At 49.9% G+C, this 19,974-nt stretch carries 19 protein-coding genes, 1 other RNA gene and 1 pseudogene; 9 read left to right on the top strand and 12 right to left on the bottom strand.

Features of this window, described 5'->3' with window-relative positions:
- Nucleotides 1-105 precede the first annotated feature (105 nt).
- Nucleotides 106-471, top strand: coding sequence for a hypothetical protein (locus tag MO867_RS03610; RefSeq protein ID WP_252464690.1), 366 nt, complete (start codon nt 106-108; stop codon nt 469-471).
- Between the two features lie 219 nt (nt 472-690).
- A pseudogene (locus MO867_RS24425) lies at nt 691-1,411 on the top strand (glycine-rich domain-containing protein).
- 141 nt (nt 1,412-1,552) lie between these two features.
- On the opposite strand, the gene MO867_RS03600 reads toward MO867_RS24425, so the two are convergent.
- The 4 genes from MO867_RS03600 to MO867_RS03585 all read right to left on the bottom strand — a co-directional run bounded on the left by MO867_RS03600 (nt 1,553) and on the right by MO867_RS03585 (nt 7,427).
- The gene (locus MO867_RS03600) at nt 1,553-2,734 is read right to left on the bottom strand and encodes a CaiB/BaiF CoA transferase family protein (protein WP_252464687.1); all 1,182 of its coding nucleotides are present in this window, start codon (nt 2,732-2,734) and stop codon (nt 1,553-1,555) included.
- Between the two features lie 67 nt (nt 2,735-2,801).
- Entirely contained in the window at nt 2,802-3,950 is a 1,149-nt protein-coding gene (locus tag MO867_RS03595; RefSeq protein WP_252464685.1) for an acyl-CoA dehydrogenase family protein, read from the bottom strand.
- A gap of 101 nt (nt 3,951-4,051) precedes the next feature.
- On the bottom strand, nt 4,052-6,208 hold the full coding sequence (locus MO867_RS03590) for a 3-hydroxyacyl-CoA dehydrogenase NAD-binding domain-containing protein (RefSeq protein ID WP_252464683.1): 2,157 nt from the start codon (nt 6,206-6,208) through the stop codon (nt 4,052-4,054).
- Between the two features lie 10 nt (nt 6,209-6,218).
- The gene (locus MO867_RS03585) at nt 6,219-7,427 is read right to left on the bottom strand and encodes an acetyl-CoA C-acetyltransferase (RefSeq protein WP_252464681.1); all 1,209 of its coding nucleotides are present in this window, start codon (nt 7,425-7,427) and stop codon (nt 6,219-6,221) included.
- A 385-nt stretch (nt 7,428-7,812) separates the two neighbouring features.
- Here MO867_RS03585 and MO867_RS03580 point away from each other — a divergent pair, with 385 nt between their 5' ends.
- Complete coding sequence (locus tag MO867_RS03580; RefSeq protein ID WP_252464679.1) at nt 7,813-9,054, top strand: OmpA family protein; 1,242 nt, start codon at nt 7,813-7,815, stop codon at nt 9,052-9,054.
- A 112-nt stretch (nt 9,055-9,166) separates the two neighbouring features.
- Here MO867_RS03580 and MO867_RS03575 read toward each other — a convergent pair whose 3' ends face one another.
- Nucleotides 9,167-10,201, bottom strand: a complete 1,035-nt coding sequence (locus MO867_RS03575) for an AraC family transcriptional regulator (RefSeq protein WP_252464677.1) — start codon at nt 10,199-10,201, stop codon at nt 9,167-9,169.
- Between the two features lie 374 nt (nt 10,202-10,575).
- Between MO867_RS03575 and MO867_RS03570 the strand changes: the two genes are divergently transcribed.
- Nucleotides 10,576-10,908 carry a helix-turn-helix domain-containing protein gene (locus tag MO867_RS03570; protein WP_252464676.1) on the top strand — a complete coding sequence of 111 codons (333 nt, stop codon included), beginning with the start codon at nt 10,576-10,578 and terminating at the stop codon, nt 10,906-10,908.
- Nucleotides 10,909-10,937: 29 nt separating this feature from the next.
- On the opposite strand, the gene MO867_RS03565 is transcribed toward MO867_RS03570, so the two are convergent.
- The 3 genes from MO867_RS03565 to rpiA form a co-directional block, all read right to left on the bottom strand.
- On the bottom strand, nt 10,938-11,312 hold the full coding sequence (locus MO867_RS03565; protein ID WP_252464674.1) for a DUF4168 domain-containing protein: 375 nt from the start codon (nt 11,310-11,312) through the stop codon (nt 10,938-10,940).
- Between the two features lie 316 nt (nt 11,313-11,628).
- Nucleotides 11,629-12,255, bottom strand: a complete 627-nt coding sequence (locus MO867_RS03560; RefSeq protein WP_252464673.1) for a transglycosylase SLT domain-containing protein — start codon at nt 12,253-12,255, stop codon at nt 11,629-11,631.
- A 16-nt stretch (nt 12,256-12,271) separates the two neighbouring features.
- The gene (gene rpiA, locus MO867_RS03555) at nt 12,272-12,943 is read right to left on the bottom strand and encodes a ribose-5-phosphate isomerase RpiA (protein WP_252464671.1); all 672 of its coding nucleotides are present in this window, start codon (nt 12,941-12,943) and stop codon (nt 12,272-12,274) included.
- A gap of 206 nt (nt 12,944-13,149) precedes the next feature.
- On the opposite strand from rpiA, the gene ilvA reads away from it, so the two are divergent.
- Both ilvA and MO867_RS03545 read left to right on the top strand, forming a co-directional pair.
- Nucleotides 13,150-14,664 carry a threonine ammonia-lyase, biosynthetic gene (gene ilvA, locus MO867_RS03550; protein ID WP_252464669.1) on the top strand — a complete coding sequence of 505 codons (1,515 nt, stop codon included), beginning with the start codon at nt 13,150-13,152 and terminating at the stop codon, nt 14,662-14,664.
- A 245-nt stretch (nt 14,665-14,909) separates the two neighbouring features.
- Nucleotides 14,910-15,047, top strand: coding sequence for a hypothetical protein (locus tag MO867_RS03545; RefSeq protein WP_252464668.1), 138 nt, complete (start codon nt 14,910-14,912; stop codon nt 15,045-15,047).
- 88 nt (nt 15,048-15,135) lie between these two features.
- Here MO867_RS03545 and MO867_RS03540 read toward each other — a convergent pair whose 3' ends face one another.
- From MO867_RS03540 to MO867_RS03525, 4 genes are all read right to left on the bottom strand, one after another.
- Entirely contained in the window at nt 15,136-15,714 is a 579-nt protein-coding gene (locus tag MO867_RS03540) for a 5-formyltetrahydrofolate cyclo-ligase (protein WP_252464666.1), read from the bottom strand.
- A gap of 24 nt (nt 15,715-15,738) precedes the next feature.
- Nucleotides 15,739-15,919, bottom strand: a non-coding RNA gene (ssrS, locus tag MO867_RS03535) — 6S RNA.
- Between the two features lie 85 nt (nt 15,920-16,004).
- Nucleotides 16,005-16,334, bottom strand: a complete 330-nt coding sequence (locus tag MO867_RS03530; protein ID WP_252464664.1) for a cell division protein ZapA — start codon at nt 16,332-16,334, stop codon at nt 16,005-16,007.
- Nucleotides 16,334-16,537: a TIGR02449 family protein gene (locus tag MO867_RS03525; RefSeq protein WP_252464662.1), complete on the bottom strand. Its 204-nt coding sequence runs from the start codon at nt 16,535-16,537 to the stop codon at nt 16,334-16,336. The genes MO867_RS03530 and MO867_RS03525 overlap by 1 nt, the downstream gene beginning before the upstream one ends.
- A gap of 207 nt (nt 16,538-16,744) precedes the next feature.
- On the opposite strand from MO867_RS03525, the gene MO867_RS03520 reads away from it, so the two are divergent.
- The 3 genes from MO867_RS03520 (at nt 16,745) to MO867_RS03510 (ending at nt 19,957) form a co-directional block, all read left to right on the top strand.
- Nucleotides 16,745-17,299 (top strand): UPF0149 family protein, encoded by a 555-nt coding sequence (locus tag MO867_RS03520; protein WP_252464661.1) that lies wholly within the window; start codon nt 16,745-16,747, stop codon nt 17,297-17,299.
- Nucleotides 17,299-18,651: an aminopeptidase P N-terminal domain-containing protein gene (locus MO867_RS03515; RefSeq protein ID WP_252464659.1), complete on the top strand. Its 1,353-nt coding sequence runs from the start codon at nt 17,299-17,301 to the stop codon at nt 18,649-18,651. The genes MO867_RS03520 and MO867_RS03515 overlap by 1 nt, the downstream gene beginning before the upstream one ends.
- Before the next feature lie 64 nt (nt 18,652-18,715).
- Nucleotides 18,716-19,957 (top strand): FAD-dependent monooxygenase, encoded by a 1,242-nt coding sequence (locus tag MO867_RS03510; protein WP_252464656.1) that lies wholly within the window; start codon nt 18,716-18,718, stop codon nt 19,955-19,957.
- Nucleotides 19,958-19,974 lie beyond the last annotated feature (17 nt).

Here is a 19,974-nt window from a genome sequence, read left to right as displayed (position 1 = left end):
CGAGCAGTACAGTGACTATGGGGCTATAGCTGTATGAAACTGTCCGAAGTGTTGAAATATAAAAGGCGATCAAAACATTGACAAAGACCGCCGGCAGGTCCGCAATTGAGCGGCCACTGCTTTTTAAAATTTGATTTCCCAGTACCTTTGCACCACAAATCTGCCAGTTTATTGCCTCTCGACCTGACTGGATCAAAGGGAACATTAAAAAAAGAGCATTTGCCGATACTATTGTTACCCGCTGGGCCGATATTTCTTTGGTATTTCGGTATTGATCTCCGCAAAGAATGGTTTTTTGGAAAAGCTAAGGTCGAAATGCTCAATAGAGAAAATATTTTTCATGGTGCTTTCCATATGTTGGGAGCCTCTGATTTTAGGGGAGTCTATGAAAGACAGATTGCGCCACCTGTATATGACCATCCGAATAGAAATTTGTGGTTTCCTGGGAAGCCAGCTGAGATCCAGCGTTGAGCAATATTTAATTTTTAGGTGTGACAGAGTTCTGATAGGAAATAGTAAGAATAATTGAGTTGCCATAACTTAGTTAAACTGGGAAAGAATTTTAAGTGTGGGTTGGGGAGCTGTGCTCAGCACGATTGTACCAATAAGGGCATTGACAAATGTAAATGTTCGATATTGTACTGGCTATGATATCCTTTGTGTCGCTGTAATTGTGTGAAGAGAATAGGTATGGTGTTTGAAGGATTAATCGTATTCAGTCTTTTTTTAGTGGGTTATGTAACTTTTTATTTTTATCAAAAGAAGGTCAGATTGAAGTTTGTCGAAGCCTATGAATTTCATCCATCGATTAAGTGTCGAGTAAAAGATAAATATCCACACCTCAATAAAAAGCAGTTGGATATAGTGATCAATGGTTTGAGAGCGTATTTTATTATCAATCAAACAGCGGGTAAAAAATGGTGGCGATGCCATCGCAAGTGGTTGATGTGGCGTGGCATGAGTTTATATTAAGTACACGTTCATATAAAAATTTTTGTCGTAAATCATTTGGTCGTTTTCTTCATCATACGCCAAACGAAGTTATACCAAAGGGGGGGGCGGTTGATGATAGCATAAAAAGAGCTTGGAGAATTGCCTGTATAAATAGTGGTGTTGACCCGGTTAAGCCTAAAAACTACCCTTACTTTTTTCTATTGATAAGAAATTGAAAATTAGAGATGGTTTTTTTTACAAGCTGAATTGCAGAGGAAATCAGTTTGCCTCTGGCAATAATGGTGGTGTTAATGTAGATCCTTACTGTGCCAGCCATATTGGTTGTGCTTCTGGTTGTGCTGGAAGTATCTCTACAAATAGTGCCTCTGGCAGTTCTTCTGATAGTTCTTCGGGTGGCGACTCATCTGTTGTCTCGGGTAGCAGTTGTGGCGGCGGGTGTGGTGGCGGGGCGGATTAAAAGCAGTATCTGACTACTTTTAATCCGCCGGAATAATGCGAAAAATAAATGTCTATTCACTATTCAAATAAATTTGAACGGCGTTTAGTTGCCGATGTCGGTCCTATTGACGTAGCTAATGATCGCTGAATTCAGTTTTGGTTAGTTGGGAGTAGTTTGTAGCCCACAGATTCCTTGAATTTCCTCGGCGCTATAGCCTAACTCTTTAAGTATGGCTTGATTGTGTTCCCCCAACGTTGCTCCAGGATTGTTTGGCTGGGGCTTACTTCCATTAAACCTGAAGGGTGTATTGATCTGCTTGAGGTGTCCATTGACTTCGCAGATCATTTCTCTAGATTGCAGAAGCTCACTGTTAGCAGCTTCGATAAAATTGAGTACGGGTTCAACACAGGCATCGATGTCTTGGAATGCAGTTATCCATTCTTTCTGTGTTTTAGTTGCAATAATGTCGGCAATGTCCTGTTTAAGTGCGTCTTGTTGGTCTTGTTGCACAATACGCCCCAGCCACTCCAAGTGCCCTATTTTACCAAAGAACTGTTCGGCAAATTGAGGTTCGAGGCTGCCAACCGCGAGATAGCGGTTATCGGACGTGCAATAATAATCATAGTAACTTCCGCCATTTAACAGTTCAGATTCAAGTTCTGGCGAAGAATTTAAAGCCAGGGCATTGGCCCCACTAATTGCATTTAAGGCAAAACTGCAATCCGTCATACTGATATCAATATGGCTTCCTTTACCTGTTCTTTGCCGCTGGTATACTGCTGCCAGTACAGACATCACTGCATGGTGGGAACCGCCTGCAATATCGGCTATCTGGGTACCGCTTAGGCTTGGGCCACCATTGCGATTCCCAGAATAACTGGCGAGACCAGACAGTGCTAGGTAATTTATGTCGTGCCCCGCACGCTGTTTCAATGGTCCGGTTTGACCATAGCCGGTGATTGAACAGTAGATAATATTGGGGCAATGTTCACGCAGGACACTGTAGCCAAAGCCGAGTTTATCCATAACGCCTGGGCGGAATTGTTCAACAACAATATCGTATTGTTGTAATAACCGTTGAATGACGTTTTTTGCCTGGGGGGATTTCAGGTTGAGAGCCAGAGAACGTTTATTGCGATTAATCGTGGCATGAGCTGCGGATACGGAGGTGTCCCCCCCCACCATGGGGGGAAATCCTCGCAATAAATCAGGGCGTGTAGGAGATTCGATACGTAGTACTTCAGCCCCCAGATCGGCCAACAACATCGTGGCATAGGGGCCGGGTAGGAGCGTGGAGAAATCGAGCACCTTTAGACCCTGCAGTGGAGGACTATTCATCATTGCGTTATTTTCCCCTGTATTTATGGTTATCTGGGAGAGAGTCGGGTCTTGGGAATAACGGTTAATTTCAGGTGTCTCTGAGAAGTTCTCTGGCAATAATCAACTTCATGATCTCATTGGTGCCGGCGTAGATTCGAGCTACCCGCGCATCCGCCCAGGAGCGAGCGATGGGATACTCCCACATATACCCGTAACCGCCGTGAAGCTGAACACATTCATCCAAGAGTTTGCATTGAAATTCAGTGCTCAGTAATTTTGCTTTGGCTGCGGTTGCTACATCGAGCTGCTTGTCATAGTGCAGTTCCAGACAGCGGTCGACAAAAACACGCAGTGCCGTTAGTTCGCTATCCAGTTCGGCTAACTTGAATTGAGTATTCTGAAAAGCGGAAATGGGTTTACCGAATGCTTTGCGTTCGCGAACATAGTCTAGGGTCCATTGCAGCGCTGCCTCTGCATTTGAAATGGAATAAATGGCAACACTCAATCTTTCCTGTGGCAGTTCCTGCATTAGGTAAATAAAACCTTGCCCTTCAGCACCCAGTAGGTTTTCAGCCGGAATTCGGACATCATCAAAAAACAGCTCTGAGGTATCCTGGGCTTTCATACCAATTTTTTCCAGGTTAGAGCCTCTCTTGAATCCTGGACTATCAGCTTCTACCAGTAATAGACTGACCCCGGAGGCACCCTCATGGGGATCTGTTTTGGCAACCACAATAATCAGGTCGGCCTGCTGCCCATTGGTAATAAAAGTTTTCGAGCCGTTTAGTAAGTAGTGATCACCTTTGCGAATAGCGGTGGTTCTCACCCCTTGGAGATCCGAACCGGCACCAGGTTCTGACATGGCGATAGCAGTGATCATTTCACCACTGATACACTTGGGTAAATACTTCTTTTTTTGCTCTTCGGTGCCGTAGTTAATGATATAAGGTACGGCTATATTTGAATGTAGTCCCCAACCAATACCGGACAGGCCCGCTCTTGCTACTTCTTCATCAATGATCGAATTGTAGCCATAATCCAGACCCAGACCGCCATAAGCTTCATCAATCTGTGGGCAGAGAAACCCCATCTCCCCAGCTTTATTCCATAATTTCCGATCTACGTGACCATCTTTTTCCCATTGGCGATGGTAGGGGATTGCTTCATTTTTTAGAAACTTACGCAGGGTTTCGCGAAATTGCTCGTGATCTTCGTTATAGACTGTTCTTGGTACCATTCTTTCACCACCGCATAGTGTTTGATATTAATCCAGAGTTTTGGATAACTGGTGTAAATGCCAACGGCCTGAAAACTATTTACACCAGTGTTAGTTCTGGGTTAGGAGTTGTCTGACAGAATCTGCCTGGTTTCTGCCAAATTCAGCAAGATATCTGGTGGTGTAAATCGGTCACCGTAGCTCTCTGCTAGTTGCTGGGCTCGTCGCACAAACTTCTCCAGGCCAAACTGGTTGATATATTGCAGGGCACCACCAGTCCACGGTGGAAAACCGATACCAAAGATGGAGCCAATGTTGGCATCGCGTACGCTTCGGAGTACTTCCTCTTGGTAACAGCGAAGTGTCTCCAGTGCCATGATAAATAACAGCCGTTCTTTGATGTCGAGTACCGGAACAGAATTTTTGGCGGAAAATTCACCTTGAAGGCCTGTCCACAGGTGTTTTTTCCCGCCCTCAGGGTAAGTATAGAAGCCGCCCCCTATAGCTTTACCTGCCCGGCCCAATTCGAGCATTCGATCGATTACGGCATCGGCGGAGTGTGTGGGCGCAGGCTTCCCTTCCCTTTGCAGATCATTGATCGTTTGCTGGCGGATACGGCTCATGAGAGTGAGGGAAACTTCATCGCTGACCGCAAGTGGACCAACCGGAAATCCAGCCAACGCTGCGGCATTTTCGAGGGTGGCCGGACTGATACCTTCGTTCAGCATACCAATACCCTCATTGGTAAAGCAGCCAAATACCCGAGAGGTAAAAAATCCGCGGCTATCGTTGACAACAATGGGAGTTTTCCCAATCTGTAATACGAAAGCAAAAGCTTGCGCTAGTGTTTTATCGCTAGTCTGCTCCCCGCAAATAATTTCTACCAGTGGCATTTTGTCTGCGGGTGAAAAGAAGTGCAGGCCAATAAATTGCTGTGGACGTTGAGAGGCTTGGGCTAATCCAGTGATGGGTAATGTTGAGGTATTGGAAGCGAAAATTGCATCTTGTGGCAGCTGCGATTCTGCTTCCCGGGTGACTGCTCCTTTTAGCTCACGGTCTTCGAAAACGGCTTCAATGATTAATTCGCAGTCTGATAAGTCAGTATTGCTCTCTGTAGGAAGAATACGAGACAGGATTTGAAGTGCTTTAGCTTCATTAATACGGCCTTTTTGTTGCCGTTTTTGCAGAGCTGTTTCTGCATACTGCTTGCCCTTTATGGCGGCTTCCAGAGTGACATCCTTTAACACTACATCGACACCCTTATCGGCACAGGCATAGGCGATAGCAGCCCCCATCATACCGGCCCCAAGTATGCCAACCTTTTGTATTGGAGAGGTTTGCTGATTTTGTGCCGCTGGCGGTAGGGACGCGCCTGCCTTAACTTCATTCAGCGCAAACCAAAAGGTCCCGATCATATTTTTGGCAACCTGACCGCAAGCCAGAGTGACAAAGTGACGAGACTCAATGCGTGTTGCGGTCTCGAAGTCGACTTGGGCTCCTTCGACAACCGTGGCCATAATGACTTCTGGTGCGGGTAGGCAACCCTTGGTCTTCTTTTCCAGCATTGCTGGAGCAATCATTAGGAGTTGGGCATTTTTGGGGTTTCTCGCATCTCCCCCAGGCATTCGATAACCGGGTTTATCCCAGGGTTGTAGAGTCGCTTGTTGGCTATTTTTCTGGATAAAAATGACTGCCTGGTTGAGCAGTTCATCCCCATCGACAACGACCTGATGAACAAGGCCGGCCTTGAGTGCTTGTTGCGGTCTTATTTGTTTACCTTCCAGTAAATAAGGTAGAGATTCCTGAATACCCAGTAGCCGAGGCATACGCACACAGCCGCCACCGCCAGGGAGAAGCCCCAAAGTGACTTCAGGTAGTCCCAGCTTCACCGCTTGGCTGTCGATGACAATTCGATGGTGGCAACTTAGGGCGATTTCCCAGCCACCCCCCAGAGCTGCGCCATTAATGGCGGCCACGACAGGTTTGCCCTGAGTCTCAAGCCAGCGCAGGTTCGCCTTTAACAATTCACAGGAGTCAAAAAAGGGCCCTGCTTCTTCAATCTGTGCGGAGTACAGGGATTTCAGGTCGCCGCCGGCAAAGAAAGTGTTTTTTGTTGAGCGAATAATAATGCCGGTAAAATCTTGCTGTTTGAGTTGCTCAACTGCTTCGCTTAGTGAGTCAGTGAAGTCCCGGTCCATAACATTGGCCGAGGCATTGGGGTTGTCCATGATTAAGTGAACAATTTTGTGATTGTCTTTTTCCAGTCGAATGGATTTCATCATCTGCCCCCTAAATTCTTTCGATAATAGTTGCTACGCCCATACCGCCGCCTACACATAACGTCACCAAGCCATAGCGCAATTGTCGCTGTTCCAGCTCGTCCAATAGGGTCCCAATCAGCATTGCACCGGTCGCTCCCAGAGGGTGTCCCATTGCAATGGAACCGCCATTGACGTTGATTTTTTGTGGCTCTATATCCAGTTCATGCTGAAAGCGTAAAACGACGGCCGCGAAGGCCTCATTCACTTCGTACAAGTCGATGTCATGCGCGTTTAGCCCCGCCGTTTTGAGGGCTTTACGGGTTGCCGGTGCGGGACCGGTTAGCATGATGGTGGGCTCTGTACCCACGACTGCGGCAGAGACGATACGTGCTCGCGGGCGCATGCCGAGGTCACGTCCGGCTTGCTCACTGCCAATTAGCAGGGCCGCGGCACCATCGACGATACCGGAGGAGTTTCCGGCGGTATGAACATGGTTGATAGATTCGACTTGCGGGTAGCGGGAAATGGCAATACTGTCGAAACACAAGTCCCCCATGCCTGCAAAGGAGGACTTCAGCTGCGCTAGCCCGTCCAGCGAGGTATCGGGGCGCACCAGCTGGTCATGGTCGAGAATGAGCAGACCATTTTGGTCGCGTACAGGGACAACGGAGTTCGTGAATGCCCCCCGTTTCCAAGCTGCAGCTGCTTTAGTTTGAGAGTTGAGGGCGAAGTTATCCACATCCTCGCGGGAAAAGCCGCCGAGTGTGGCGATCAGATCAGCTCCGATGCCCTGTGGGGAGAAAGCGGTGTCTATTGCCGTACGCGGATCAGTTGCCCAGGCGCCACCATCGCTGCCCATAGGTACACGGGACATGGACTCCACACCCCCGGCGACTATCAGGTGCTCCCACCCAGAGCGGACCTTGGTTGCGGCCAGGTTAACGGCCTCAGCGCCGGAGGCGCAGAATCGATTGAGTGTCACCCCTCCTATATCCCAATCCCAACCGGCAGCCAGTGCTGCAATTTTTGCGATATCTGCCCCTTGCTCTCCGACGGGAGTGACGCAACCCATCACAATATCGTCAACTTGGGCGGTATCAATTGCGTTGCGGGTTTGTAGCTCTTTGAGGAGATCAGAGAGCAGGGTTATGGGTTTGACTTCGTGAAGGGCGCCGCTGGATTTACCTTTGCCTCGCGGCGTTCGGATAGCATCGTAGATATAGGCTTCTGTAGGCACGGTTTAGGCCTCTTTTTATTTTATGGTTGTAACTATAACCATAGTGCGGTGGTGTCCGGGTTCAATGATAAAAGACGCCAGCGGAGGTGACGTGGCTGCAACAGCCGGTTTAAAATTCTTACTCGAAGATCTTTGCACTTATTCCAAATTAACCTAATCCAGTGAAGGTACTGCCGTACACTCAAGTAAGGCGCCTAAATCTATTGACGCTTTGGGAATAGCGGTTGGCATTTAAATATCCCTTAGGTATCGGCGCCCAACTAATTCTGTCCAATTTGGATTTTGGATTAGAGTGGTTAAAAACACCTGAGCGGTGATACGTGGGCTGGGTCTGGGTCAGTGAACATAATTTTCCAGGCCTTGAGGTAGAGAATGAGGTTCAGCTATGGCGGATAATTTGTTGGATAGGGCAATTGGCCAGCTGGGTTCTGGAGGCATTGATGCTCTGGCAAAAGCTTTGAATTTACCCTCCGGGCAGGGTGAGTCAGCGCTGCGTTCAAGCTTCTCCTATATTCTTGCCGGTATGTTGAACCGAGCCAGCAGTAAGACCGGGATGGGCTATCTATTCAATATGATTTCAGAGAGTGAGGCGCTGGATTTATCCTCTCTCAGTAGCGCTGTTTCCGATCCAAAAAAATTACAGTTTCTAAAAAATACCGGCTTTAAAATGCTGGAAACAATTTTTAGCAGCAGAAAAAAAGAAGTTTTGGAAGTTGCCGGAAAAGAAAATGGTAAAGAGGGTGAAGATTTACTAAGTGTATCTGCACCGATAGTGACTGCACTTATGCAAAGCCAGGCAAAGTCCAAAAATATGGATATCTCTGACCTAGCGTCATTTCTGATTGGCCAGAGAGAATATTTACAGGGGTATATACCTGATGACTTGCTAAAAGCCATTGATGTTCCCAATTTCGATAAGTTGGGTGATGCGCTGGTGACATATGGTCATGCCAAGCCCCAGGAGCCTCGGGCTTCGGCAATACAAGGACCCGAAGAGACGAAAAAAAATGTCAGTTTCAGCAGTTGGTTTTTTCCTTTACTGCTGGTATTGGTTGCCCTGTACGCACTAAATATGTGTATGTTGAAGGGGAAGGATGAGAAAGCTGAACGTGATCCGTCCATGACCTCCGAGGAGGCGAGTTTTATGGAGTCGGCTTCGGAGCCAGTAGGTGACTCTCAACTTGAACAGAAAAAAATGGCGGAGAATCTGGGGCCTGACAAATTTTCCGATAATTTGCGTGACTACCTCAGCAGTTTTTCCCGCGAGCCTAATCGAGAGTTTCCAATACGTGTTAGCTTCGAAAAGAGAACTGCGAAGATTACTAATCCATCGGCTGCGGATATTGAAGCGTTAGCAGAAATCATGCAAAAAAAACCCAACTTATCTGTCGCTATTGAAGGGCATGTAAAGGGTGAAGGCAATGAAATTGCCGAGCAAGAAATCTCTCAGGAACGGGCAGATGTGGTGCGGGAAATTCTGTTGCAAAAAGGCATAGCGGCAAACCGTATCACTGCGACCGGTATGGGATCGGCCAAGCCTTTTCCAGAAGGCGAGGTAGAGAAAAAAGAACAAAGGGGTTTAAATGCTGAAAGAATCAGTGTGCGTGTGGTTAATTATGAACCCTAGTCACTCGAAAATAAATCACAGTTATGGATAAATTGGTGAGTGTAAAAAATTAATAGACGAAATGAAAGTGCCCGTTGTTACCGCCGGGCACTTTTGTTATTCAGCTGAATTTCTAGCTGCGAAACTTCTCCCTGTAGGCACCCGGCGCCAGTCCTGTCCACTTTTTGAAGGCGCGATTAAAGGCACTGGGCTCTGAAAAGCCGAGACGCTCGGCGATTTCCGCTACTGCGGTTTCCTGCTGTTTCAATTGATACACCGCCATATCCCGCCTGACAGAGTCTTTAATATCTTGCCAGCTATTGCCCTCTTCTTTGAGGCGGCGGCGGAGCGTCTGTGGTGATGTATAAAGCCGCGCGGCGACATCATCCAATGATAGGTTCTCTATGCTGTTTTGTTGTTGCAGCATACGGCGTATACGACCGGTAAAGCTGTGGTCAGATTTGTATTGGGTCAGCAAGCACTCCGGCGCACGAGAAAGAAAGTCCGCTAGCTGCTGTTCATCGCGAACCAGCGGCATCTGCAGGTAGCGGGTACTGAACACCAGGCAAGTCTCTGCCTGGTTGAAATAGTGTCTACAGGGGAACATATCGCTGTAGTCTTCGTTATAGTCGGGGGGGGAGAAAGCCAGAAGAACTCGCTCCAGTAAAATAGTACGGTCGATCAGCCAGCTGAAAAAGCGCAGCCAGATTACCGCGATGGATTCGACAAAGATTTGATTGGGCAGGTTTTTATCATTGCTATGGTGGATGATCAGTCGGGCTTCTTCGCCATCCTCGACTAACTTGATATGCAGATCGTCACTCACCATGCTGATAAAGCGGCCTGAGCGAAGCAGGGCACGGCGGAGGTTAGGGCAGCTAATGCATGCATGGCCCATCATGGCAAAAGTCCCAGGGAGCCAAGGGCGGGCAAGAAAGCCTCCAGACTCATCATTCAACAAATCCCACTCCAAGCGTAGCAGGCTTGCCACTTGCTCCCGGCCAATGCGGCTGTCGGGATCGTCCAGCTGAGCGTGGGTGATTCCACTGTCGTGTAGTAGTTGTTGGCAGTCCAGTCCCGCAGCTTGCGCACCGATTAGTTGGGCGCGCACCGCTGCTGCGAGGATGCCTAGCCCCGCTTCACGGAATTTGGGGTTTTCAATATCCACTCTCTCAGCCTCACCATTATTTTCTGTCTGCTGCTTTTGTTTTTAATATGCGGTAGGGATTATGCGCAAAGAAAGCGGGAAAGTCAGGCGTCTGTGTGTTTTATGTGCAAGTCAGTTCTAATTTTTGATGATAGTAGGTGGGAAATTCAGGAAAACACGATTAGAGAATCAAAGTTGTTAGGATACCCGTTTTGTATATTTTTTTACGCTTAAAACCGTTGATTACTGGTTTTTCCATAGGGTTTGGGCCATCTAATCAGGAGGTAAAATACTGAATGCCCGCTAAATCTAAACTGCTAGCGGGTAACACTGGCTCGACCTGCAAGTCATATTCGTCAACAATAGAAAAATTACTTTCGAGAAGGATCGGTCAAATGCCCACTGCGCTCGTTGAAAGTCAGTTAAACCCGACAATTTGTCGGAGAATGTTGATCGCTTACCTGATTGAGTCTATTCCCCGCGCAAACAATCCAGCTCTCGAGCAGGCGACCGGTTGGCCACGGCGTACTATTCAGGACATTATTGCGAAGGGGTTGCCTGGTCACGGTACTTTCGTTGAGTTTATGCAGGAGGGGGTACGGCATAACGATGGCTATTATTTGTTGCGGGATTGGGGTTCATTCGATCGTAATTGGGTAAAGACCCATTTAACTATTATCTGCCAGGTGTTGGCAGTAAAGTTGGATTTAAGCGGCGCAGTGAGTTGATCAGAGCGCCGCGAGGAAAATAGAATCGGCTATTGCGGGGTGTGGGTCTGTTGTAAAATTTTATTGACCTTCTCCAGTAACGCTGGGTTTGATTTAATACTATTGGCAATTTCCTGGTATTTACTTTTTGACAGGCCGGCCTTCTGGATAGCAGCGATCATTTTGCCCTGAGCCTCTTTGTTGATTATTTCCGCCTCTTTGATGTCTGCGGCAGCTTTTAATTTGGGCGCATATTCGCGGCTCAACATCACAATAGAGCGGTAGGCGTCGGCAAATTGTTTGAGTTGCGGTTCACTAAAAGCAGCTTTGGGGGCACTTGCCTGGGGAGATGCAGGTTGTGCCCAGACCAGCGGTACGCTGAGGAGTAATGTAAATACAGCCAAGTATTTCGAAAAGAGATTCATCGGGCGCTCCAAAAAGTGTAAGGACGCTTTTGCTTCTCTGAGGGAGCACCCAGCGTCACGTTAGGGCTGCAAACGTTATGCTTCTTGCGGGGCCTGTACCGTTAACAGTTCCAAGTCTTAAGCGTATGGCTATTAGTTTTCAGGGTAGTCAGTTTTTGGTGCCTTGTAGCGCCATTTTCCGCCAGCTCGGAGAATTTTTCTCGCTGCGAATCAGCGGTCATAAAATGAACGGCTCAAAAGCACCATCCCTAGTGCAATCAGTGCTCACGTGGTTGGGCGGATGGATGACGGTGGCAGGCGTATTACCATTTGGCAATTAGAAAATACCGAGAAATTTCTTACGTCTTTTCAGTGATTTTTCGCAGCTATTGAGTTGTTGCTGGTACTTTTGTGCTCTTGCCGAAACCTTATGGGACACCTTTTTAAGCCAAGCCTTGCTTTTAAAAGTACGTCTGTTAAACCCACCGTGGCCCTCATGATAGGCTAGATAAAGGTTATAGGCGTCATTAGAGCGTATTTGACACTGGCGAGCGCTGGTGTTGTTGTACCAGCCAATAAAATCGATAGCGTCACGAAAATCATCTCGATCAGCGCCATAGTTAAATGCAGAACGTTGATATGAGCGCCAGGTACTTCCTAACGCCTGTGGGTAGCCGTAGGCGTCGGACGGGCGTGGTCCGGGGATAAAACCGAGGATTTTTGTACGTGGAGGCTTGGCATCGTGCACAAAGCGGGACTCCTGATGCATGATTGCCATCATCACGGCAATCGGTGCGCCCCACTTGTCCTCTGCATCTTTTGCCTCGCCGTACCACTTCTTTTTCTCCTGAAAAATAGCGCAGATATTGTCGAGATTATTCGGTGGGCTGGTGGCGCAGCCGCTGCTCAGTGCCACAACACTAAGCAAAAGGGCCAGCCCACATTTTTTATTTTTTTTGTGCATAATTATTTACGCATATTTATACAGTGATGGTTTTCACCCCGGTGCTGGTGCCAAGCAGCAAAATATTGGCAGAACGCTTGGCAAAAATGCCGTTGGTGACCACCCCGGTAATATTGTTGATAGTTTCTTCAAATGAAGTTGGGTTTTCGATACTCAAATTGTATACGTCTAGGATGGCGTTACCGTTATCGGTGATCACACCTTGACGATAAACCGGGTCACCTCCCAACTTAACCAGCTCGCGAGCGACCAGGGAGCGGGCCATGGGAATGACTTCAACCGGCAATGGAAATTCACCCAACACTTTTACCCATTTGCTCTCATCGGCAATACAGATAAATTCTTCAGCGCAGGCTGCAACAATTTTCTCCCGAGTCAGTGCGGCGCCGCCACCCTTGATCAATTCCAGGGCGGGATTTGCTTCATCTGCACCATCCACATAAAACTGGATGCTGTCGACGGCATTAAGTTCATAGACTGGGATACCGTGGGACTTGAGTCTTTCTGCGGAGGCTTCGGAGCTGGCAACAGTGCCATCGAAGGTACCTTTGATCTCTGCCAGATAATCAATAAAGAAGTTAGCAGTGGAACCGGTACCTACGCCGACAATGGAGTCGTCCTCCAGACGCGGGGCAATATAGTTGATAGCGGCGCGAGCTGTCGCCTGTTTCAGTTCATCCTGGGTCATACTCTGGATCGTTCCCTTTGCAATTATTTCGCTTTAATTTGTGTCAAGCGATAGAAAAAAGCGCAATATGTTGTTTTTTGTGGCAAATATGCTTCTCAGGGCTTAGACTGTCATGCTGGTGTTGCGCCCCCACACAGGGCCTCAGTTGCTCCTGTTCCACGCTGAGTCGCGCACAGAAATTAACCGCTACAGCCTGAAAACACGCCATGCCCAAGTCCTACATCAAGCGCATTTTAGACGCACGTATTTACGATGTCGCTACCGAGACACCATTGGAGCAAATGCGCCAACTTTCCCACCGGTTTAATAACCGCATTTTGCTGAAGCGCGAAGACCTGCAACCGGTGTTTTCATTCAAGATTCGCGGGGCTTACAACAAGCTCTTGCAGTTACCTGCCGAAGACCGCGCACGTGGGGTGATTGCTGCGTCTGCTGGTAACCACGCCCAAGGCCTCGCCCTTGGGGCCGCCCGACTGGGTGTGCGGGCGACTATCGTGATGCCAAAGACAACGCCACAAATTAAGGTAAGTGCGGTGCGTATGCGCGGTGCTGAAGTGGTGTTGCACGGAGATACTTTTGAAGAAGCCGCTGCACGGGCTCGAGAATTGGTAGAAGAGCGCGGTCTGGTATTTGTGCACCCCTACGATGACCCGGATGTAATCGCGGGGCAGGGCACGGTTGCAATGGAGCTGCTACGCCAACACTCGGGAAATCTGGATGCAGTGTTTATACCGGTTGGTGGTGGAGGGCTGGCTGCGGGCATGGCCGCGTACATCAGGTATGTTCGCCCAGAAACCAAGGTGTACGGTGTCGAGCCGGAGGATGCTGCCTGCTTGAAAGCCGCGCTGGAAGCTGGTGAACGCAAACGGCTGCCAGAAGTGGGGTTATTTGCCGATGGTGTGGCGGTTGCGCAGGTCGGTGAGGAGACCTTTCGGGTATTACGTGAAAGCGTGGATGGGGTTATCACCGTCAGTACCGACGAAATCTGCGCAGCGATTAAGGATATATTCGAGGATACTCGTTCAATTGCCGAACCCGCTGGAGCGCTTGGCCTCGCGGGCCTGAAGAAGTACCTGGAGCAGAGCGAGACCCGCAACGGTGCTTTTGCCACAGTATGCAGTGGTGCCAATATCAATTTTGACCGTTTGCGCTATATCAGCGAGCGAACGGAAATTGGGGAGAAGCGTGAAGCAGTAATCGCCGTACGCATAGCGGAAAGCCCCGGCAGTTACCTGCAGTTTTGCCGTGACCTGGGGGACCGGTCAATTACTGAGTTCAACTACCGTTTTGCGAGTGAGGAAGAGGCGCATATCTTTGTGGGGCTGCAGGTGGTGTCTGAGGAAGACCGACGCCAGCTGTTAAGTCGCCTCGAAGCAAAAGGCTATCAGGTAACCGATCTGACCGACAACGAGATGGCAAAATTGCATATTCGCCATTTGGTTGGAGGCAGGGTATCGGGTTTGTGCAATGAAGTGATTTATCGTTTTGAATTTCCCGAGCGGCCAGGAGCGCTGCGGAAGTTTTTAGAGCATCTAGCCGAACGCTGGAATATTACTCTGTTCCATTACCGTAACCACGGTGCTGCCTACGGGCGCGTGCTGGTAGGTCTGCAGGTAGAGCCGCATGCTCGGAGCGAATTATTGGCACTTTTACAACAGCTTCAATTCCGTTTTTGGGATGAAACGCAAAACCCGGCCTATCGCTTGTTTTTGGGTAGCTGAGCCCAGTCTCGGGTTTAGCTAAGAAAAGCGTCTCAACTAACTTGACGGGTATAGACTGAAAATCCTGTTTTGTCGAACTTACTTGTCTAATAATGCGACAGAAAACTCATAAAATATCCAATAACCGGTTACTATTGCACCGATTCTTCAGTATCTTCTATTGGCGTGGAACTTTTGCAGTGGCATAGGTCATATGCGGGGCGAAATGCATATAAAAACAAAGTTGATCGTACAGGATGGTCCCAATGAAAGCCGATGCGCTGACAATCGCCGTGGTTGTCTTTGTCGCGGGCGTTCTGTTGAGTACCAGTGGTTTATCTGAGGTTTTTACCTCTGAATCCGAACCGCCGGCTGCTCTGCAACAGGGAGTGGTTACCCGTTAGGCTAATGCCGGGGGGCGCTCTGCCCACGAGCAAGAAACAAAAAAGCCGAACACTTAAGTGTTCGGCTTTTTTGTTTCTTGTACTGCCGCTAACGGCACCGATAAATCCGTTTCTCAGTGACCACCATGTCTAGTGGAATATCCCAATTATCCGTCGGTAAATGATCCAGGCACTGCAGCTGGTGGGCTGCACCAATCAGCTGTGGACCAATTCCCGGCAGTAATTGTTTGTGCTCAAAAGTCTGATCGTAAAAACCCGCACCCATACCCAGGCGCGAGCCACTGGGGTCAAAAGCCACCAGTGGCACCAATACCAGATCCAGTAAATTGGGAGCGCGGTAGGGTCCGGCGACGGGTTCTGGAATGCGGTAGCGATTGCGAAATGTTAACGGGCCACCGTGCCAGCGGCTGAATCTGAGGTGGGGGTGTGGCTCAGCCGGGAGTACCGGGAGGTAGAACTGTTTTTTAGGGAATCGTTGCAGGAGGCAGCGAATATCGAGTTCGCCATCCATAGGCCAGTAGATGCCGATGTGCATAGCGCGATTCATTTGTGGGGTGCGGCTCAAGAGAGTGGTAGCTGCGCGGCCATGCAGACGCTGTTGATAGGCGCCAAGTTCCCGTCGCTCCGCGCGGATACGGCGACGTAGTTGCGATTTATTTTCAATCATTCTGGGGGGCGAGTGGGAAAAATAGGGTACCCCGAGTGTGCGGCTGTAGACGGCGCCTCGAACCGTAAGGTTCAAGGTGGCAGTATCCGGAGTACATAAGGCTTTCCGCTTCAAGGCGGACTTGCACACCAGCACCCGCTGGACACCACCGGGGTAAGATTATCGGCTCAAGGACATAGTCTGCTGGCCAACACCCCAGGGTATGCCCTAATTATAACTTGTAGTGAGGCGGCCTGTTAACTGGAAATTGAAAAGATCTGACCAGTAGCACAAAGCCGCTTTTTGTCACCTCATTCCGGTGACTTTTCTTCACTGTCCATTTCGCCCAAGGCATCCTGGACCTTGTCGGTAAGGCGCTCTAGCATTTCCTGTTGTAGAGGGATGGAGCTGAGCTCGGCTTTTGCCTGAATAAGCTCGTGGGCGATATTCAGTGCTGCCATTACGGCGATACGTTCCAATCCGATAACAGTTCCCGAGGCGCGGATGCGGGACATGCGTTCATGCAGAAGACGTGCCGATGCCTGTAGCCCGGCAGATTCGCTCTCCGCGCAGGCGACACGGTACTCTTTATCGAGAATGGAAACGGTTACAGTTTCGGGAGGTGATGCGGTTTCAGACATCAGGAATTTTGCGTTAGCCCCTTAAGACGGTTGATCATAGCTTCGACCCGCGAACGGGCGGCCTCGTTATTTTTTATCAGGCGCTGGCGTTCACGCAGCCAGTCGGCTTCCTGCCGGCGCAGTTCACGGTTGTCCTCCGCCAGTTGCTGACAGTGAGCGATCAGTGAATCCACGGTGCTTTCTAGCGCTTGCAGCTTATCCATATTTCCTGCATTTGAGGTCGACGTCTGGGTTCGCAACACGACAGACTGCGAAGGATTCCGCTACTATATTGCCGGCGTATTGGTGGGTCAATCGCTCCGCCTGCGCGGACAATCACAAAATTGTCTTTAAAACCCCGATTTTCCGGTTTAACTGCAATGCGCCAGCCGGATAGAAAAGCCACATCCAGGAAAAGCTGTACAGTAATCATGACTTCTGAAGCTAGCCGATTTGAACTTCTCGCCAATGCCATTCTCTCTGCCGGAGGGCAAGCTGACCCCAGTGAGCTGCATGGATTTATCTGTGGCATTTTAGTGGCAGGCGTCCGGCCGGACAAAAACCGCTGGCAGAGTGAGTTGGGGAAATTACTCGACTTGGAAGCGATGCCTGCAGACTTGAATCGCGATTTTCTTCAGCTTGCGGAAGAAAGTGAGAAGCAACTTGGCGGCACTGACTTTGCCTTTCAGTTGTTGTTGTGTGATGACGAGGATGTGACCTCACGCGCTTTAGCACTGGGGCATTGGTGTGAAGGTTTTTTACATGGCTTCGGTATCGGTGGCGCTCGCGACAAACTGATGCCTACCAGTGATGAAGCCTTGAAGGATATTAGTGCAATCTCCCAGTTGGATTCTGACCAAGTGGAAGAGGGCGAAGAAACTGAGCAACAATTGCTGGAATTGCAGGAATATGTGCGTGTCGCCGTACTTAATATATTTACTGAAGTAAAGGGCAGTGAGTCCGATAACAGCCCCACTATTCACTGATGTCTGAGACTTCAAAAAAAGTAACAGGTATCAGCCGAGCTGAATACGCGAGCCGACGCAGCCGCCTGATGGCAGAATTGCCAGAAGGTAGTTTGGTAATTGTATCGTCTTCAAGTGAGCAGTTGCGTTCCCGCGACACTTTTTTCCCGTTTCGTCAGGATAGTGATTTTCTTTACCTCACTGGGTTCCAAGAGCCTGAATCACTGTTGGTGTTGGTTCCCGGTCGCGCGCAGGGGGAAACCTTATTGTTCTGTCGTGAGTGCGATGCGGAGAAAGAAAGGTGGGATGGCCCGCGACTGGGACCTGAGCGAGCCGCGCGACAATGCAGTTTGAGCGATGGCTTTCCCATCGGCGACCTAGATGACATTTTGCCGGGGTTGATGGAGGGGCGCGATCGAGTTTATTTTCCCATGGGGCGCTACCCCCACTTAGATCGACGCATCCGCAGCTACCAGCAACGGATCGCAGCGGCGCCCGATGGCAAAGGCGCACCGGAGATGGTCGACCTGGATTATCAACTGCGAGAGTTGCGCCTGATCAAGTCCTCTCAAGAGATACGCCTGATGGGAAAGGCCGCAGAAATTAGTGCCGAGGCGCACCTCCGGGCAATGACCCGCTGTCAGCCGGGCCTCTGCGAATTTCAATTGGAGGCCGCTCTCCTGCATACGTTTGTGAATTCTGGAGCCCGAGAAACCGCTTATCCGACAATTGTCGGTGGCGGGAGCAATGCGCTGATTATGCACTACTGCAGCAACAATGCCGCGCTGGCCGACGGGGATATGGTGCTGGTGGACGCGGGTTGCGAGTACCGCGGCTACGTGGCTGATATTACCCGCAGCTACCCGGTGAATGGGCGCTTTAATGGAGCCCAGCGTGCACTTTACGAAATCGTACTGGCTGCGCAGCAAGCGGCGATTGATCAAGTTGTGGAGGGCAATCATTGGGATCAACCTCACGCTGCCAGTGTGGAGGAAATCACTCGGGGCTTAGTCGATTTAGGTCTGCTGCGGGGAGAGATACAGGGGCTGATAGAGTCCGGTGCCTATCAGCGTTTTTATATGCACCGCGTTGGTCACTGGTTGGGTATGGATGTCCACGATGTAGGTGATTACCGTGTCCACGGCGCCTGGCGTCAATTGGAAGCGGGTATGGTGATGACTATTGAACCCGGTATCTATGTGCCAATAAACGATGAAAATATTCCCGCTGAGTTTCGCGGGATCGGTATTCGCATTGAAGACGATATTGCTCTGACCAACAGAGGGGCACAGATTCTATCTGCTGCAGCCCCGAAAACGATTGAAGATATTGAGTACACAATGTTGCATGGGCGGGACTTGCTGACCCGTTAGAGATTATTGCTGGATTATTTGGTAGCCAATGATAGCTTGCCGGATAACCTTTGGGGGATATGGGATGGGCGAACCGATACATAAAGTGGATGTGGCGATTGTCGGTGGAGGCATGGCCGGCGCTAGCCTGGCGTTGATGCTGGCGCATTTTTGCCCACAGCTCAGTGTGGCACTATTGGAGCAGAGAGCGCTGCCGGATGCGGCTGCGAGTATACGGTTACCGAGTTTTGATACCCGGGCGACAGCGATTGCAGCGGGTAGTTTGCAGTTATTTAAGGAACTCGGTTTGTGGCCAGTCCTGCGGGATTACAGTGCGCCCATACAACGTATTCATGTGAGTGACCGTGGACATGCAATCGGGGCCTCCCTATCAACAAGAGAGCGAGAGGAAAGCAGTTTTGAGGGCATCTTGGGCGCGGTTATCGAGAACGCTGCCCTCGGTCCTATTCTTCACAACGCCCTGGCCAACACTGCTACTCAAATACTGGCCCCAGCTCAGGTAACTGACATTACTATGACTCCTGCGGGAGCAAACCTGTGCTGGAGGACCGCAGAGAGCGCTCCCGAGCGGAGCTTGATCTGCGGTTTGCTGGTGGTCGCAGACGGGGTAAATTCCCCTCTGTGTCGTCAGCTGGGGATCGAAATCAGCGCAGTAAAATACCAACAGCGGGCTCTGGTCACTACTGTTGGTCTTCAACACTCCCCCGATGGAGTGGCCTTCGAGCGATTTACCCGCCTGGGGCCCATGGCATTGCTGCCGCTACCCGAACGGCAGGGCCAGCACCGCGCAGCACTGGTATGGGCTTGTGAAGATAAAGAAGCCGAGCGGGTGAAAAAGCTATCGGAAAGCGAGCGCATGGAAAAGCTACAGCAGGTTTTTGGCTGGCGCGCGGGGCGCTTTATTCGTACTGGCGCTATGCAGGACTACCCGTTGAGCTTATCTCTAGCGAAGGAGCAGTGGCGCCGCAATGTGGTGTTGATGGGCAACTGTGCGCATTTTTTACATCCGGTGGCGGGTCAGGGCTTCAACCTGACGTTGCGGGATTGCTATGGGCTTGCACAGGTTTTGTCAGCGGTGTCATCGCCAGAGACATTGCCTGAGCGCCTCGATCTTTTACAGAAATATGGAGAGGCCCGCCAGTGGGACCAGCGCCTGACGGTCGGGTTTAGTGATCGCATACCAACACTATTTGCCTCTTCAGGCTATTTGCAACAGGGAATGCGTCAACTGGGAATGCTCGGTCTTACAATGATGCCGCCGGTGCGCAGAGAGTTTGTCAGCCAGGCGGCAGGATTTGGGCTTTAACGGTGCCCGTGAACCGG

This window comes from Microbulbifer okhotskensis (assembly GCF_023895975.1).
In the GTDB taxonomy this organism is placed as follows: domain Bacteria; phylum Pseudomonadota; class Gammaproteobacteria; order Pseudomonadales; family Cellvibrionaceae; genus Microbulbifer; species Microbulbifer okhotskensis.
This window is presented reverse-complemented; position numbering and strand designations above follow the sequence as displayed.

Excerpts from the sequence above, each read along its gene's own strand:
- MO867_RS03600 (WP_252464687.1), bottom strand. The coding sequence starts at position 2,734 with ATGATGAATAGTCCTCCACTGCAGGGTCTAAAGGTGCTCGATTTCTCC.
- MO867_RS03595 (WP_252464685.1), bottom strand. The coding sequence starts at position 3,950 with ATGGTACCAAGAACAGTCTATAACGAAGATCACGAGCAATTTCGCGAA.
- MO867_RS03590 (WP_252464683.1), bottom strand. The coding sequence starts at position 6,208 with ATGAAATCCATTCGACTGGAAAAAGACAATCACAAAATTGTTCACTTA.
- MO867_RS03580 (WP_252464679.1), top strand. The coding sequence starts at position 7,813 with ATGGCGGATAATTTGTTGGATAGGGCAATTGGCCAGCTGGGTTCTGGA.
- MO867_RS03570 (WP_252464676.1), top strand. The coding sequence starts at position 10,576 with ATGCCCACTGCGCTCGTTGAAAGTCAGTTAAACCCGACAATTTGTCGG.
- MO867_RS03565 (WP_252464674.1), bottom strand. The coding sequence starts at position 11,312 with ATGAATCTCTTTTCGAAATACTTGGCTGTATTTACATTACTCCTCAGC.
- MO867_RS03560 (WP_252464673.1), bottom strand. The coding sequence starts at position 12,255 with ATGCACAAAAAAAATAAAAAATGTGGGCTGGCCCTTTTGCTTAGTGTT.
- rpiA (WP_252464671.1), bottom strand. The coding sequence starts at position 12,943 with ATGACCCAGGATGAACTGAAACAGGCGACAGCTCGCGCCGCTATCAAC.
- ilvA (WP_252464669.1), top strand. The coding sequence starts at position 13,150 with ATGCCCAAGTCCTACATCAAGCGCATTTTAGACGCACGTATTTACGAT.
- MO867_RS03545 (WP_252464668.1), top strand. The coding sequence starts at position 14,910 with ATGAAAGCCGATGCGCTGACAATCGCCGTGGTTGTCTTTGTCGCGGGC.
- MO867_RS03540 (WP_252464666.1), bottom strand. The coding sequence starts at position 15,714 with ATGATTGAAAATAAATCGCAACTACGTCGCCGTATCCGCGCGGAGCGA.
- MO867_RS03530 (WP_252464664.1), bottom strand. The coding sequence starts at position 16,334 with ATGTCTGAAACCGCATCACCTCCCGAAACTGTAACCGTTTCCATTCTC.
- MO867_RS03525 (WP_252464662.1), bottom strand. The coding sequence starts at position 16,537 with ATGGATAAGCTGCAAGCGCTAGAAAGCACCGTGGATTCACTGATCGCT.
- MO867_RS03520 (WP_252464661.1), top strand. The coding sequence starts at position 16,745 with ATGACTTCTGAAGCTAGCCGATTTGAACTTCTCGCCAATGCCATTCTC.
- MO867_RS03515 (WP_252464659.1), top strand. The coding sequence starts at position 17,299 with ATGTCTGAGACTTCAAAAAAAGTAACAGGTATCAGCCGAGCTGAATAC.
- MO867_RS03510 (WP_252464656.1), top strand. The coding sequence starts at position 18,716 with ATGGGCGAACCGATACATAAAGTGGATGTGGCGATTGTCGGTGGAGGC.